The 15,496-nt window shown below is 42.7% G+C and carries 15 protein-coding genes; 14 read left to right on the top strand and 1 reads right to left on the bottom strand.

Going from position 1 to position 15,496, the window contains the following annotated elements; translation table 11 throughout:
• Window positions 1-61 precede the first annotated feature (61 nt).
• The 4 genes from EDD70_RS13515 (at window position 62) to EDD70_RS13530 (ending at window position 4,947) form a co-directional block, all read left to right on the top strand.
• Entirely contained in the window at window positions 62-928 is an 867-nt protein-coding gene (locus tag EDD70_RS13515) for a carbohydrate ABC transporter permease (RefSeq protein ID WP_092756242.1), read from the top strand.
• Window positions 928-1,947 (top strand): carbohydrate ABC transporter permease, encoded by a 1,020-nt coding sequence (locus EDD70_RS13520; protein WP_092756244.1) that lies wholly within the window; start codon window positions 928-930, stop codon window positions 1,945-1,947. Before EDD70_RS13515 ends, EDD70_RS13520 begins: the two co-directional genes overlap by 1 nt.
• Before the next feature lie 15 nt (window positions 1,948-1,962).
• Window positions 1,963-3,429 (top strand): 4-alpha-glucanotransferase, encoded by a 1,467-nt coding sequence (gene malQ / locus EDD70_RS13525; RefSeq protein WP_092756246.1) that lies wholly within the window; start codon window positions 1,963-1,965, stop codon window positions 3,427-3,429.
• 207 nt (window positions 3,430-3,636) lie between these two features.
• On the top strand, window positions 3,637-4,947 hold the full coding sequence (locus tag EDD70_RS13530; RefSeq protein ID WP_092756248.1) for an alpha-amylase family glycosyl hydrolase: 1,311 nt from the start codon (window positions 3,637-3,639) through the stop codon (window positions 4,945-4,947).
• A gap of 92 nt (window positions 4,948-5,039) precedes the next feature.
• On the opposite strand, the gene EDD70_RS13535 is transcribed toward EDD70_RS13530, so the two are convergent.
• Window positions 5,040-6,272 (bottom strand): AfsR/SARP family transcriptional regulator, encoded by a 1,233-nt coding sequence (locus EDD70_RS13535; protein WP_092756250.1) that lies wholly within the window; start codon window positions 6,270-6,272, stop codon window positions 5,040-5,042.
• A 218-nt stretch (window positions 6,273-6,490) separates the two neighbouring features.
• Here EDD70_RS13535 and EDD70_RS13540 point away from each other — a divergent pair, with 218 nt between their 5' ends.
• The 10 genes from EDD70_RS13540 to EDD70_RS13585 form a co-directional block, all read left to right on the top strand.
• A complete protein-coding gene (locus EDD70_RS13540; RefSeq protein WP_162840938.1) occupies window positions 6,491-7,360 on the top strand; it encodes a sortase in 870 nt (289 codons plus the stop codon).
• Between the two features lie 35 nt (window positions 7,361-7,395).
• A complete protein-coding gene (locus EDD70_RS13545; protein ID WP_092756255.1) occupies window positions 7,396-8,520 on the top strand; it encodes a transglutaminase-like domain-containing protein in 1,125 nt (374 codons plus the stop codon).
• A 34-nt stretch (window positions 8,521-8,554) separates the two neighbouring features.
• Complete coding sequence (locus EDD70_RS13550; protein ID WP_092756257.1) at window positions 8,555-9,613, top strand: type II secretion system F family protein; 1,059 nt, start codon at window positions 8,555-8,557, stop codon at window positions 9,611-9,613.
• A gap of 28 nt (window positions 9,614-9,641) precedes the next feature.
• Window positions 9,642-9,986: a hypothetical protein gene (locus tag EDD70_RS13555; RefSeq protein WP_092756259.1), complete on the top strand. Its 345-nt coding sequence runs from the start codon at window positions 9,642-9,644 to the stop codon at window positions 9,984-9,986.
• 31 nt (window positions 9,987-10,017) lie between these two features.
• Window positions 10,018-10,497 (top strand): DUF4860 domain-containing protein, encoded by a 480-nt coding sequence (locus EDD70_RS13560; protein ID WP_092756261.1) that lies wholly within the window; start codon window positions 10,018-10,020, stop codon window positions 10,495-10,497.
• A 24-nt stretch (window positions 10,498-10,521) separates the two neighbouring features.
• Window positions 10,522-10,944: a hypothetical protein gene (locus tag EDD70_RS13565; RefSeq protein WP_092756263.1), complete on the top strand. Its 423-nt coding sequence runs from the start codon at window positions 10,522-10,524 to the stop codon at window positions 10,942-10,944.
• A gap of 29 nt (window positions 10,945-10,973) precedes the next feature.
• Window positions 10,974-11,507 (top strand): hypothetical protein, encoded by a 534-nt coding sequence (locus EDD70_RS13570; protein WP_092756265.1) that lies wholly within the window; start codon window positions 10,974-10,976, stop codon window positions 11,505-11,507.
• A 17-nt stretch (window positions 11,508-11,524) separates the two neighbouring features.
• The gene (locus EDD70_RS13575) at window positions 11,525-12,586 is read left to right on the top strand and encodes a type IV pilus twitching motility protein PilT (RefSeq protein ID WP_092756267.1); all 1,062 of its coding nucleotides are present in this window, start codon (window positions 11,525-11,527) and stop codon (window positions 12,584-12,586) included.
• A 170-nt stretch (window positions 12,587-12,756) separates the two neighbouring features.
• The gene (locus tag EDD70_RS15160) at window positions 12,757-13,245 is read left to right on the top strand and encodes a hypothetical protein (RefSeq protein WP_242943185.1); all 489 of its coding nucleotides are present in this window, start codon (window positions 12,757-12,759) and stop codon (window positions 13,243-13,245) included.
• 62 nt (window positions 13,246-13,307) lie between these two features.
• The coding region (locus tag EDD70_RS13585) for a hypothetical protein (protein WP_148087271.1) at window positions 13,308-15,496 on the top strand (2,189 nt) is incomplete at its 3' end.

Raw genomic sequence — 15,496 nt, forward strand, 5'->3', positions numbered from 1 at the left:
TTTTCGGCTTGTGCAGCAAACACTAAAGCAGATATAGAAACGATTATGCGAGGTGACATTGATGAAAAAGTCAAAAATAGGGTTTTGGGGATTTGTTTTTCCGGTATTGTTCGCTTTTGTAGCCGTGCAGCTTATCCCTACCATCATCGGTTTGGGGTTTTCTTTTACCGATTGGAACGGCATCAGCTCAAAGCTGAATTTTATCGGTTTTACAAATTATATCAAAGTCTTTACGGGTGACCCCGAATTTATCAATGCGTTTGTATTTACAGCAAAATTTGCTGTTGTTTCCGTCATCTCGGTAAATGCAGTTGGTTTTGTGCTGGCTCTTATTGTAACGCAAGGTTTTAAAGGCTCGAATTTTCTTCGTGCAGTATTTTTTATGCCGAATCTCATTGGAGGCATTCTGCTTGGCTTTACCTGGCAGTTTATTTTTACCAAGGTGTTTCAAAGCTTGGGCGACCTGTTTCATGTCGGTTTTTTGGATGGTTGGTTATCTACCCCGGAAACAGGGTTTTGGGGCTTGGTCATCGTAACCACATGGCAGCTTGCAGGCTATATGATGATTATTTATATTGCGTCGATTCAGAATATTCCGGATTCCCTTAAGGAAGCTGCTCAAATAGACGGTGCCGGCGCCTGGAAACGCCTCACCAAAATTACCATTCCGCTGATTGCTCCCGCATTTACAATCGGGCTGTTCTTATCGCTTTCAAACTCTTTTAAGCTGTTTGACCAAAACCTCTCGCTAACAGGCGGCAACCCTTACAAATCCACACAAATGCTTGCGCTCAACATCTATAATACCGCGTTTTCTTACAACGACCTTGGTTTGGCACAGGCAAAAGCGGTTGTTTTCCTCATAGTAGTAGCAGCAATCAGTTTAACCCAACTCTACTTCAGTAAAAAGAGGGAGGTTGAGATGTAATGAAGCAGCAAAAAACAGCTCGTATTGCAACGGCTTTGGCGGGCTCAATTCTCGGTATCCTCTTTTTGTTTCCGCTGTATGTATTGGCGGTAAACTCGTTTAAAACCCAAAAAGGTATTTTTAAAAATGTTCTTGCTTTCCCCGGTGCAGATTATCTCTCTTTAAAAAACTACCCCGAAGCATTTGAAAAACTCGATTTTATACAGTCTTTGGGCAATTCGTTGTTGATTACCATTGTTTCAACCATACTGATTGTTGTGCTTACTGCCATGGCGGCTTGGGTACTGGTACGATATAAAATGAAGTTGAGTACCGTTATTTTTATGACATTTGCAACTGCAATGCTTATTCCGTTTCAGTGCGTCATGCTGCCGTTGGTACGTTTGATGAGCACCCCTAGTTACATTACGGCACTGATTGTTATAGCCGAATTGTATATTGCATTTATTCTTTCGCTGGCGATAGGGGCTTCTCTTGAAAAAAAGTTGGGCAAACAAAAGTCAAAGCTGATTTCTTACGTGGCATTCGCGTTGATTGCCGTCATCCTTATTGCGGCATCACTTGCTTATATAAGCGGGCAGAAAAACTTTACTGCGCTTAACCGCTTTGGGCTTATTTTTATGTATATTGGTTTTGGTGCAAGCCTGTCTATCATTTTATTCCACGGCTTTATTAAAAATGTACCTCTAGAGCTGGAAGAAGCGGCTACCATCGACGGTTGCAGCCCGTTTCGTACCTTTTGGCAGGTGGTGTTTCCGCTTCTTAAAACCATTGCCATTACGGTCGCCATCCTTAATATTATGTGGATATGGAATGATTTTCTGTTACCTCAGCTTACGATTAATAAGGCAGGTTGGCAGACGATTCCGCTCAAAACCTATTTCTTTTTCGGGCAATTTTCAAAGCGCTGGGATCTTGCCACAGCGGGGCTGATTATGGGTATGCTGCCCATCGTTGTTTTCTACCTGTTTTGTCAAAAGTATATTGTCAAAGGGATTACAGACGGCGCTATCAAATAAAGAGGAGTCTTTCCAATGAGAAGCAGCGGTATTTTACTGCATATCAGCAGTTTGCCATCCCCTTACGGTATTGGTACATTCGGCAGGCAGGCTTACCAATTTGTCGATTTTTTGCGTGCGGCAGGGCAGCGTTATTGGCAGCTGCTGCCGCTTGGGCAAACCGGTTTTGGCGATTCACCCTACCAGTCGTTTTCTGTTTTTGCCGGCAACCCTTATTTTATAGATTTGGTTACACTGTGTGAAGAGGGGATGCTTACAAACGAAGAATGCAATGCTTACGATTGGGGCAGCGATGAAAAAGCGGTTGATTATGCAAAGATATTCCACAACCGCTATGCTTTGTTGTGGAAAGCTTATCGGCGATTTGAGAATAAGCAGGCACTGGATGAATTCCGAACTGAAAACAGCGGTTGGATTGAGGATTACGCGCTGTATATGGCGGTAAAATCAAAAATGGGTCTTCGTGCATGGACAGAATGGGACGAAGACATTAAACTGCGAAAACCCGAGGCAGTGCAGCAATACAAAGCGCAGCTTGCCGATGACATTGAATATTATATCTTTTTACAGTACTTGTTTTTTAAACAGTGGTATGCGCTGAAAGCATATGCAAACAAAAACAATGTAGAAATTATTGGCGACATGCCCATTTATGTTGCAGCTGACAGCGCAGATACTTGGGCGAACAGCGAAATTTTTTTGCTGGATGAACACAAAAATCTTATTGATGTGGCAGGGGTTCCTCCAGACGGATTTTCCGCAACGGGGCAGCTTTGGGGTAATCCGCTTTATCGGTGGGATTATCTCAAACAAACCAACTACGATTGGTGGGTAAAACGCCTGAAAGCCGCTTCGCACATATACGATGTAACCAGAATTGACCACTTTCGCGGGTTAGAAAGCTATTATGCCATCCCCTATGGCGATAAAACCGCAGAAAACGGCGAGTGGCGCAAAGGGCCGGGTTATCACTTTTTCGAGAGCATTCTGCCCCAGCTTGGCAATATAAGGCTGATAGCCGAAGACCTTGGCTATCTCACAGAAGGTGTGCACGAACTCCGCCGCAAAACAGGTTACCCGGGCATGAAAATATTGGAGTTTGCATTTGATTCGCGTGAGGCAAGCGATTACCTGCCGCACAATTACAACAAAAACTGTGTAGTATATACCGGTACGCACGATAACGATACGGTACGCGGATGGTTTTCGAGCGCATCCGGTGAGGATGTGGCTTTTGCCCGCCGCTACCTCAACATAACAAACGATAAAAACGGCATTTGGGAGTTTATCCGTGCTGCAATGGCGAGCGTAGCCAATTTGGCTGTGGTACAAATGCAAGATTATCTTAACTTGGATTCGCATGCACGTATGAACACGCCGTCTACCATAGGCGGCAACTGGCGCTGGCGGCTTTCGCCCAACGCACTTGCTCCCGAACTTGCAAAGCGTATTGGCGATATAACACATCTGTACGGCAGATAACAAAAGTGCTGCCGATTTTAATTTTACCAATCCCCTTTCTAATAAACAGTAAATCACCTCGCAGCCTAAAAGTTGCGGGGTGATTTACTATACATCTAACCTTACTATGATAGTTTGTTGCATTCAAAATTCATTGATATATAATAAAATTAATTGTTCCTCATTTTACTTTTTTGCATCTGTCTTTAACATAAGGAGGATTTGTATATGTGGGCTTACGGAAGTGTATTTTATCAGATAGTTCCGCTCGGCTTTTGCGGTGCTCCGCTCGAAAATGACGGTATGATTGTACCTCGTATCAAAAAAACGGAGGGATGGATTGAGCATATTTTACAACTGGGTGCCAACGCGGTTTATTTTTGCCCTGTATTCGAGTCGGATTGCCATGGCTACGATACACGCGACTATACAAAGGTGGACTGCCGCCTTGGCAGTAATAATGATTTTGCATCGGTTTGCCGATTGCTTCATGCAAAAGGCATTAAAATAGTGCTGGATGGTGTGTTTAACCACGTGGGGCGCGGCTTTTGGGCGTTTCAAGATGTATTGCGGAATCGCGAAAACTCACCCTATCAAGATTGGTTCTATATCAATTTTGATGGCAACAGCAATTACAACGACGGTCTTTGGTACGAAGGGTGGGAGGGCCACTTTGAATTGGTAAAGCTGAATTTAAGAAACCCTGCCGTTGTTGAGCATTTGTTTTCTTGCATACGCGGCTGGGTAAACGAATTTGATATTGACGGGCTCCGTTTGGACGTAGCATATTGTTTGGACCATGATTTTGTGGTAAGTCTGCGCAGCTTTTGCGATAAATTAAAACCTGATTTTTTTCTCGTTGGCGAAATGCTGCACGGGGATTACAACCAGCTTGTAAATGATAGGATGCTGCACAGTGCAACAAATTACGAATGCTACAAAGGGCTTTACTCCAGTTTTAACAGCCTCAATCTATTTGAGATTACCCACAGCTTGCTGCGTCAATTTGGTGAAGAGCAGTGGGCATTGTACCGCGGCAAGCACCTTTTATGCTTTGTCGATAACCATGACGTGTCACGAATTGCAAGTAACCTTACCAGCCCGCAGCATTTGCCGCTGATTTATGGGCTGCTTTTTGCAATGCCGGGCATTCCTTGTGTTTATTACGGCAGTGAATGGGGGGCACAGGGTGCAAAACAGCAAGGTGGCGACAGCAACCTGCGCCCTTGTTTTGATGCACCGCAATGCAACACTCTCACCGCTTTTATTTCTAAGCTGGCTACGGTACATCGTCAAAGCAAGGCGTTGTGCTACGGTGGTTTTCGGTCGATTGTGCTTACCAATAAACAATTGATTTTTGAGCGCGAATACGACGGTGAAAGAGTGCTTGTCGCCCTGAATATCGATAGCGAAACCTATACAGCACATTTTGATGCCAATGCAGGCACTGCAAAAAATTTACTTAACGAAGAAATACACGATTTTGGGGGAGGCAGCGCGCTGCCGCCGTACAGTATTGCTTATTGGCAAGTTATTTAACATTTTAAACACAGAAACAAAATAGAGAAGCTAAAAAAGGAAAGCACTGCGTTAAAATACAGTGCTTTCCTTTTAAGTTGTTTTTATCTGGTTTATTTTACCGCAACAGGGTCGAGGGGTTGTAAGTTGGTGCAAATTACAAGCGGAATCCGCGGATGCTCCTTTTTAAAACTTTTGATGATTCGTTTTAATACCATTTGGCCGTTTTCGTAAGTGAGCGACGGCAGCATCAAAACATATTGGGTTGCGCTGAAGCGAGAAAATACATCACCCCGGCGCAGATTGGAGCGTATGGTATCCAACAACATCTCCATTCCCGAATGAAGCAATTTTTTATCCGGTGTTTGTTTGTCTTCGGTGGTAAGGGTTAGCAAAGCAATAAATACTGCGCGGCTGGTTCTGGCGGTGGAACGTGCTTCTAATTGATACATATTTTTAAATATTTCGTATTCGCAGTAAAATGCTCCTTTTGCCTGGCTTGCCTCGCGCAGGTCTTCTTTGATTACTTCGAGGTCGGTCTCCACGTGGCTTACGGTTTTTATTATTTCACGGTAGGTATTGCGCAGGCGCTCGGATGGTTTTACACCAAGTTCACGGTAAAATAGGTCGGTGACATATTCGTAATGGCTTAGCGCCTTTTGCGAATTGCCCTGCATAATCCAAGCATGGATTAAAGCCTCGTGGATGGGTTCATCAAATTGGTCTATAATAATTGCTGCTTCGCAAATTGTAATAATATCATCGTATCTGCCTTTTTCATTCAGTAAAACAACAGCATCACGAACAGATTTTATATAAAGATTATGATAATACGTTGAAATTGGTATAACCCATGCTTCATACGAGGAGTTGGGGAGAAAATCGCCTTTATACAAGCGAATCGCTTTCAGATACAGTTCAATGCGCTCTTCTGATGAAAGGCTGATATTCGACGCCTCTTTAACACAGGCTTCAAATGTTTCGCTGTCTACTACGGTACCTAAATTGTTGTTCCAGCTGTAAACACCGCGCTTGTAAACAATCATGTCTTTTGCATACGGAATACCGGAGCTCGTCAGTGTGGTGCGGATGCGGTAAATAAGGCTTTTTAGCGTGTTGGCAAAGTTTTCGCCTTCTTCATTTAACCATATAGACTCTAACAGTTCAGAATGAGAAATATCTTTGTTGCGAAACGCAATCAAATACTCCAATACATTCCACAGTTGCCGCGCTCGGCTCCCGTTGTCTTGCACTATTTTGTCACCGCAGCGCAATTCAAAACTGCCGAGCATAGAAATTTCAATCAGCTCCGCATGTTGTGATTTAAAATTTTCAGCTTGGGTCATGTAGAGCACCCCAATCTTTTCGCTAATATTTACCAATAGTTATTATACCATTTTTGGATGAGATTTGAAATAAAATACAAAAAGATTTTTTATCATTTTAAAATATTCTTCCTTTTTACTTAAAATCATATATAATATTAGATAGGTAAAGTGTATGGAATAATTTTATAATGAAAAATAACTATTATTGGATAAATACGAATAAGGCTGAAAAGCAGGTGAGAGGACTGAAAAAAATAGAAAACAACGAAAACGGAAACATTTCGCCTAAGCCGCGCAACAAAAAGTTTCGCATCAGGCAAATAGTATCTGCGGCTCTTTTGCTTGTAGGCATTGTTTTATTGCTGATAAGCATACAATCTTTTCGCCCACCTGTTCCGCCACAGCCCGAGTCGGTAGAATCTGCCCCAATACAGCCGATACAGCCCCCCACATCTTCGGAAGAAAGTTCGGCGGCATCTGAAACAATTTACGATGAAGACTATTTAAAGGATAAGCTGTATATAACCCAAGAAAGAGCAGATTATCAATCGGGGCAGCTGGTGCTGAAAATCCCCCGTATGGGTGTGGATACCGAAATTCAAGCGGGTGTCACCAACAAATATCTCGATATCGGCCCAGGGCTTTTTGACTATTCTCAACTGCCGGGTGAGGGTAAACGCAATGTCAGTATTGGTGCTCATCGTGATATTAAGGGTGCCCATTTTTATTTTATCCATAAACTTACCAAAGGCGACCTTTTTTATTTGGTTTATAACAATCAAATCTTTGTGTACGAGTATAAAGATACAAAAATTATAAAACCCGATGATTGGGGCCCCATTTATGGACAGGGGTTTTCGTGCTTGACGCTTATTTCTTGCACCCCTATAGGCACTACGCGCGAGCGCATTGTTGTGAGGGCAGAATTAAAACAGGAGGCGCCTTATACCGAAGATTACGCCTATAAACCATGGGTTGACGGTATGGAGAAACCCTATGCGTGGGAAGCATCTGCAAAAAGCTGGGACGACGTGCAGCAGAATTCCATAACAGAAACACCGCAAGACTCCGCATCATCAAGCCAGACGTCTTCTGTGGTACAATAAAATATCGGATAGTGACAGAATGGAGGGCAGGCAGAATGAAGTTTTATCAAAAGTACAAATGCATCGCTGTAATGATTATTGTTGTTTGTCTGCTTTTTGTTTTCACGGGCTGCGGAAGGGCGGCTGAAGTAACTGCAACCCCCGATAGCGTAAAGGCAAGCTCGTCTTTATCTTCAAGCGAAACATCTAAGACCGAAATTATAGATAACAGTGCTGCAAGCAGTGAGCCGGAACCCTCGAGCAGCAAAGCAGAGCCTGTAAGCAGCTCTGCCCCGTTTCAGACAATCATCGAGAATTCTGACCCGCCTACATCTTCAGAGCCGCCGGCAACCGGCGATACGCGGGATTCTACAGCACGGGTGTTGGTGCCTTCTGCCGACGGGATTACCGTACTCGGCAACAGCTTGGTAGAAATTGATGCATCCAATGTGGCGGAAGGTTATGTGATGGTACGTTATTTGGGGAGCAACTCCAATGTGAAACTGCAGCTTACGCGCGATAGCGGTACCACCTATACATATAATTTAAATACAAGCGGCAATTACGAAACATTCCCTTTGGCAGGCGGCAGCGGCAGCTATACGCTAAATGTGTTTGAAAATGTCTCAGGCAATCAATATGCACTGGCTTACGGAGAGTCTTTTCAGGCTGACTTAAAAAGCAGCCTGCTTCCGTTTCTTTATCCAAACCAGTATGTGAACTTTTCTTCGGGCAGCAGTACGGTAACCTTGGGCACCGAACTTGCCCGTACCGCAAACAGCGATTTAAAGGTTGTAGAAAATGTGTACAACTACGTCATCAACAATATCACCTATGATTTTGATAAAGCCGAAAAAGCAAGCTCGGGCTATTTACCCGATGTGGATACTATTATCAAAAACGGTAAAGGAATTTGTTTTGATTATGCCGCGGTTATGGCAACCATGCTGCGTACGCAAAGAATACCCACCAAGCTGGTTGTGGGGTATTCGGGAAAGGTTTACCATGCGTGGGTAAGTGTGTACATCACGGATGTGGGCTGGGTAAACGGGATTATTTACTTTGACGGTACCTCGTGGGTGCGTATGGACCCCACGTTTGCATCCAGTGCAAAAAGCAGTTCGCAGATTATGGATTATATCGGAAACGGGAGCAACTATAACGCTTTGTACGTGTATTAGACGGGTTTCACCGTTTGTATGGAGGAATGACGATATGACAGCAGCAGAAAAGGGCAAAAGGCAGCTATCCCCCAGTGAAATCTCCGGTTTTTGTGCCCAGTTGGCGCTTATTATAAAAGCGGGCATTTCAGTAAGAGAGGGCATTTCGATTATGATTGGCGACAGCAGCGAAGGCCGAGGCAAAGAGATTCTGCATATTATCCTGTCTCATATCGAAGAAGGCCGTACGCTTGCTTTTGCGCTGGAGCAGTGCGGCTGCTTTCCCAAATATGTGGTGGATATGGTGGGAATCGGCGAGGCATCGGGCCGATTGGATGAAGTGATGGATTCGCTTTGCGCTTACTATGAGCGCAACGAGGCAATCAATAAAAGCATCAAAAACGCTGTTACCTATCCTATGGTAATGATAGCAATGATGGCGGTTGTAATTGGGGTATTGGTTGTAAAAGTGCTGCCTATTTTCAATCAGGTATTTCGGCAGCTTGGCAGTGAGATGTCTGCATTTTCGCAGAGTATTATGAACTTTGGTGCAGTGCTCAGCCGCTATTCTATGTGGATTGTTGCGGTAATATTGATTTTAGTATTAATTGCGTTAATATTAAAACAAACCAAAAGGGGCAGAGCTGCGCTTTCGCGTTTTACCGGTTCTTTGCCGTTGACACGCAGGCTGTCGGCTAAAATAGCTGCCGGGCGGTTTGCGTCGGCGATGTCACTCATGCTTTCCAGCGGGTTGGACACCGACAGCTCGCTTGATATGGCAGGCCAGCTGGTAGAGAACGAAAAGACAAAAGGCGAAATTAAGATGCTTAAACAGCTGATGGAAGACGGCACCTCGTTTTCGGATGCATTGACGAGGATTAACGTTTTTTCAGGCGTGTATGCAAGTATGCTTGCGGTGGGTTTTAAAACAGGCGCGGTAGATACGGTTATGAAAAAAATTGCACAGCGTTACGAAGACGAAATTGATACCCATATTTCCAACATCATTTCGGTGTTGGAGCCTACTTTGGTAGCGGTTCTTTCCATTATTGTGGGTATGATTTTGCTTTCAGTCATGCTGCCGCTGATGGGCATTATGTCATCGATTGGCTAACATTATAAATTGATGGGAGGCATTTTCTATGGCAAAAGCCTTTACATATAAAAAGCGAGATTTTGTTGCTGTACGCGAGTTGGCACTGCCTATCCTGTTTTTTGGGGCACTTGTTGTTTTTATCATGACGGGGCTGGCTAATATCTCAAAAACTACAGAGGCACAACAGTTAAAGTCTGCCGAGCAGGCTTTGCGGCGCACAGCGGTGCAGTGCTATGCTTTAGAGGGGCAATACCCCCAAAGCCTTGATTATATGGAGCAAAACTACGGTTTGGCTTTGGATAGAGAAAAGTATGTATATCATTATCAAAGTATTGGTGCAAACCTGTTACCGCAGATTTCTGTTTTCCCGATTGGGGACGCTGAACCGTAAGTAGAACAAAAGCAAAGGGGTGACGGATGGGATGGAAGAAAAAGGACATGTGACAGACTTGCTGTTTACATTAGCCTTATTTTGTGTGTTTGCAGCTTCTGCCCTTTTGGTGGTGCTTATGGGGGCGAATGTGTATAAACAAACGGCAGCGGGCATGGCGCAAAACTACAATACACGCACCTCTATTTCGTACCTTGCCGAAAAAATTAGGCAAAACGATGTTGCAAACGGGATTAAGATAGAAAGTATTGATGGCAAAGACGCATTGGTTTTGGAACAAACGGTGGGAAAGTCCACTTATCAAACATGGATTTACAGCAGCGATGGGATGTTGCGTGAAGTTATGGTTGCTGCGGGAACAAAAGTAGAGGCAGCGGACGGGCAGCCGATTATGGAGATTGAAAACTTGCAGGTAGAACAGGACATACCAGGTATGATAAGCCTCACAGCAACGGATTTGGACGGAAAGGTTGCTGTGTTAAAGATGGCTCTTCGATGTTCCGCCGATTGATTAATAATGGAGGTGAGCCGGCATATGAGTATTCACAGAACGCCTAAATCAGGTCTCTTCCTGATAGAACTTGTCGTTATTATTTTATTTTTTGCAATTACAAGTGCAATTTGTGCAAACTTATTTGTTAACGCTCATCTACTGGGTGTTGAAAGCAAAGAACTTAATTTGGCGGTAATACAAGTACAAACCGTTGCAGAAAGCGTAAAAAAAGCACAAGGGGATACAAAAGAGCTTGCTAAATTGCTTAAAACACCGCTGCGAGATGGTAAAATAGCAATTTACTACGATGAAAATTGGAATACCACTGTACATCAGCAAGACGCCTGTTATCAACTTTGCGTTACACAAAAACAAAATAATAACGGTATGCTGCATGCCGATGTAGCAATAAAAAAAGGTGAAAAAACAATTTATGGTGTAGAAGTAAAACGTTATATTAGATAAAACACATTCAATGAGGGGGTGGCGGAGGTATGAGCCGTAGAAAAAACGGTACCGGTATCAGTGTTGGCAGTTCTTCAGTTTTGGTCATATTTGTGGTACTGTGCCTTACCGCATTTGCTACGCTGTCGCTTGTATCGGCAAAAGCTGATTACAAATTAACCCAAAAGGCCACTCAAGCTACCACCGAATACTATATGGCTGATGCACAAGCCGAGGAATATTTGCAGATTTTGCACAAGGCGTTGCAAAGCACCGGAATGACAGATAATTTGCTAACCGACGATAAACTTTTAGATATGCAAGTTACCTGCGTAAGCAAAGAGGATTACCTAAAAAGAACAAATAAACCGATGAAGAACCCCGAAAATAATTTTGTGCTGAGTTATGATGTGCCGATAAATGAGCGGAAAAATTTGCATGTGGAGTTTGGTATTGCGCTAGATGCCAACGGAATGTCGCAAAGTTCTCCCGAACGCCTGTGTTGGCAAGTACAACCTATACTAGAGCAGCACAACCAAATCGAAACGAACCTGGCGGGAATCAGCAACCTGCCCAATCTATGACATAAAGGGGAAAGACTGTGGAACTGATCTCAATTTTAAAAGAAGCTGTAGATAAAGCCGCATCGGATATTTTTATAGTATCCGGACGTGCTCTTTGCTATAAAATCAATAATCATATCCTTGATCAGTCAGATGAAAAACTAAGCCCGGAGTTGGCTAAGGAGCTGATTTTAGGTATTTACGAGTTGGCGGGGGGGAGAAACCCCAATCATTTTCTCTCTTGCGGAGATGATGACTTTTCTTTTTCGCTCAAAGGAGTCTCTCGTTTTCGTGTAAGTACTTATATGCAGCGTGGCTCTTTGGCAGCCGTCATCCGCGTGGTTACCTTTCATTTACCTGATCCAAAAGTGCTGGGTATCCCTGATTCTGTACTCGGCCTTGCCGCAAGAAAAAAGGGGCTGGTACTGGTAACCGGCCCTGCAGGCAGCGGTAAATCCACTACGCTTGCTTGTATGATCGATTACATCAACAATACGCGCAATGCCCATGTTATAACCCTTGAAGACCCGATTGAATATTTGCACGGGCATAAAAAAAGCATTGTAAGCCAGCGCGAAATCCCTACCGATACGGCAAATTACGTAACAGGGCTGCGTGCTGCGTTACGCCAGTCGCCCGATGTGATATTGCTTGGTGAGATGCGTGATTATGAAACTATCAACATTGCCATGACTGCGGCTGAAACGGGGCACCTTGTGTTTTCTACTCTCCACACAGTGGGGGCAGCAAATACCATCGACCGAGTAATTGATGCATTCCCACCCAGCCAGCAAGGGCAAATCCGTATACAACTTTCTATGGTATTGCAGGCAGTAGTTTCTCAACAGCTTATCCCAACTGTGGATGGCGGGGTTGTAGCAGCATTCGAAATTTTGCTTTGCAACGGTGCAATACGTAATATGATTCGTGAGTCCAAAATCCATCAGATTGATACAGTCATATTTTCATCTGCGGCAGAAGGTATGAAAAGTATGGATTCAGATATTTTTGATTTGTACAAAAAAGGGGCTATCTCTGCAAAGGATGCGATTACTTACAGTACATCCCCCGATTTAATGGCTAAAAAAATCCAAAAATAGTTTTTAACAGCAAGGCTCTGCATGTTTACATGCAGAGCCTTTTTTATTGCATACATTATAAAAAAATTTATAAAAAACAGATTTTAGTAGTTTTATTTGTTGATTTATTACTGTCGCATCACCAATGCATGGAATAATAGAGATAGTACAAGGCAAATTAGGTGACTCAAATGAAAATTGAAACAATAAAACAAAATACTATTGATTCATCAAAGTCATTGGTATGTATCCATACCAATGAAAACGGTGAACCTCGCGGTGAAATTTACAATCGTTACCTCGTGGAACCAATCGCTTTTACAGACATGTTTACCCTAATCAATGAAATGGACGCCTTTTTTGATCAGACTGGTTATCCTCAGGCATACAATGAGTATCGAACGTTTGTGGATAAAAAAAAAGAGAAAAAATTTCGACTAAGAGAGGCTGAAAGTGATTTGGATGATATGTTTTTAGAAAATACCACAGGTGATAAAGCAACATTTGTAATACAAGTTCAGTTTAGGCAAAATTCCAGCTGGCAAGGTACAATCACATGGGCAGAAGGCAAAAAGACGCAGCGTTACCGTAGCACCTTAGAAATGATTAAGCTGATGGACAGTGTGCTTACTGCAGAGGATGAAAAAAAAACGCAGACGGACCCAACAGAAAGTGATTAATCCCCGTTTGCGCGTTATAAACTAGAAAAAATACTTATATCCCATATAAAGGAGAGTAGACTATGAAACTGAAAAAAGTGACTTCTATGTTTTTGGCGTTGCTGGTTGTTGTAACCATGATACCCATGAATGTCTTCGCGGTGGAGTCTGATACAATCAAGCCGGGAACGGTAACAGATGCCAATTTAACTTGGGGGCGCACGCCCGACGATAAATATTCTGCGCCCAGTGGAATTATTTACACAGAGGTTAATCATTATAATGATGTTAGAAACCATGGAATTAATCGTAATGCAATAGAAAAAAACTCATTTACTTGGGCTGATGTGAAAAACCTTTCTTATAGCCAAACCAGCAATGTTTGGGATAGAGGTGCATATTACGATCTCACTAGCGGTAATAAACCGAGCCACAATTATGCATCTTGGAAAAGGTTTTCTACAGGTAAATATAAAAAAGAATGGTTCGATTGGGAGTATAAAGATGAGTATACCAACACTGATATCCGCAGATTTCGTGCTACCTTCGAGGTTCCACAGGGTTACAGCGCTACTGATTCTGTTAGAATCAGTTCTGTAGCTCAGAGCAGATACAGCGGCATCAACGGCGGAAATATTGTACCTATTAATGATAATATATATATTTTTCTGTATAAAGAGGGAGAGGACATTGATAATAACAACTGCATGAAGTACCTTTCTTTCTGGACAGGGACATCGAACCAGAGCGGAATTGTTAGTTATCGGGGGCGTAAAGGTACTCTGGCTCGGCAGACGATGAACCGTAACTTGTCCCATACCGATGGATGGTATGCAAATGCAGACATTAATAATATTGGCGAGAGTTTATTTGTCAATTATCCAGATGCAAAGGCTGGGGATAGTTTTACAATTGATGTTTTTGTTGAGGATTATAATGGCGGCGGTGCAATGGATCAGCTCCAAGTTCAATTTATTAAATCTCAATCCGTATCCTCCACTGTAAATGTTGAATATTACGATAAAAATACTAAAAATAAAATTGCGGACTCTTTAACAGGAGAAACCGTCAGCGGAACAGTTCTAACCGAGGATTCACTGGTAAGAACAGAAAATGGTGCAGTTCCCGTTAAAAAATTGATTACAGGATGGAAATACGACAGTAAAGACCCTGTTGATGGCGTTCTTGTTAAGGCAAATGGTCAAAATACTCTAAAACTCTATTATACAAAGGATACATCCGCTACATTGCCTTATACGGTGCGATATTATTTCGATGGTGAGCACCAAGAAGAGTTAGATTATAACAGTACGGTACCTTATCATACACCAACAGTTGATACCAATGGCGTACCGGATAACAAACCCGCAGGCTACAAGCTGGATGAAGAGAAATCAACAGAACTTCCGTTTACCGTAACTTCATCGAACAATGTAATTAAGGTTTATTATGTCAAAGACGATAGCCAAAAGCTCAATTATACAGTTGAGTATTACAAAGGTGACGAAACAACACCGTTTGAAAGTAACAATAACCTGACCGTACCGATGCATACACCCGTGGTTAATAGTGTATCGTATGCAAATAAACCCGTAGGCTACAAGCTGGATGAGAAATCAACAAAACTTCCGTTTACCGTAACTTCATCGAACAATGTAATTAAGGTTTATTATGCAAAAGACGATAGCCAAAAGCTCAATTATACAGTTGAGTATTACAAAGGTGACGAAACAACACCGTTTGAAAGTAACAATAACCTGACCGTACCGATGCATACACCGGCAGTGGGCAGTGTATCGTATGCAAATAAACCCGCAGGCTACAAGCTGGATGAAGAGAAATCAACAGAACTTCCGTTTACCGTAACTTCATCGAACAATGTAATTAAGGTTTATTATGCAAAAGATGATAGCCAAAAGCTCAATTATACAGTTGAGTATTACAAGGATAATGCAGCAACATCGTTTTATAAAGATAACCTGACCGTACCGATGCATACACCCGTGGTTAATAGTGTATCGTATGCAAATAAACCCGCAGGCTACAAGCTGGATGAAGAGAAATCAACAAAACTTCCGTTTACCGTAACTTCATCGAACAATGTAATTAAGGTTTATTATGCAAAAGACGATAGCCTAAAGCTCAATTATACCTTAGAGTATTACAAAGGTGACGAAACAACACCGTTTGAAAGTAACAATAACCTGACCGTACCGATGCATACACCCGTGGTTAATAGTGTATCGTATGCAAATAAACCCGCAGGTTACAA

The organism is Hydrogenoanaerobacterium saccharovorans (assembly GCF_003814745.1).
In the GTDB taxonomy this organism is placed as follows: Bacteria; Bacillota; Clostridia; order Oscillospirales; family Ruminococcaceae; genus Hydrogenoanaerobacterium; species Hydrogenoanaerobacterium saccharovorans.

Coding starts and splice junctions, on each gene's coding strand:
- EDD70_RS13535 (WP_092756250.1), bottom strand. CDS start 6,272: ATGACCCAAGCTGAAAATTTTAAATCACAACATGCGGAGCTGATTGAA.
- EDD70_RS13530 (WP_092756248.1), top strand. CDS start 3,637: ATGTGGGCTTACGGAAGTGTATTTTATCAGATAGTTCCGCTCGGCTTT.
- EDD70_RS13515 (WP_092756242.1), top strand. CDS start 62: ATGAAAAAGTCAAAAATAGGGTTTTGGGGATTTGTTTTTCCGGTATTG.
- EDD70_RS13520 (WP_092756244.1), top strand. CDS start 928: ATGAAGCAGCAAAAAACAGCTCGTATTGCAACGGCTTTGGCGGGCTCA.
- EDD70_RS13570 (WP_092756265.1), top strand. CDS start 10,974: ATGAGCCGTAGAAAAAACGGTACCGGTATCAGTGTTGGCAGTTCTTCA.
- EDD70_RS13545 (WP_092756255.1), top strand. CDS start 7,396: ATGAAGTTTTATCAAAAGTACAAATGCATCGCTGTAATGATTATTGTT.
- EDD70_RS13565 (WP_092756263.1), top strand. CDS start 10,522: ATGAGTATTCACAGAACGCCTAAATCAGGTCTCTTCCTGATAGAACTT.
- malQ (WP_092756246.1), top strand. CDS start 1,963: ATGAGAAGCAGCGGTATTTTACTGCATATCAGCAGTTTGCCATCCCCT.
- EDD70_RS15160 (WP_242943185.1), top strand. CDS start 12,757: ATGAAAATTGAAACAATAAAACAAAATACTATTGATTCATCAAAGTCA.
- EDD70_RS13555 (WP_092756259.1), top strand. CDS start 9,642: ATGGCAAAAGCCTTTACATATAAAAAGCGAGATTTTGTTGCTGTACGC.
- EDD70_RS13550 (WP_092756257.1), top strand. CDS start 8,555: ATGACAGCAGCAGAAAAGGGCAAAAGGCAGCTATCCCCCAGTGAAATC.
- EDD70_RS13560 (WP_092756261.1), top strand. CDS start 10,018: ATGGAAGAAAAAGGACATGTGACAGACTTGCTGTTTACATTAGCCTTA.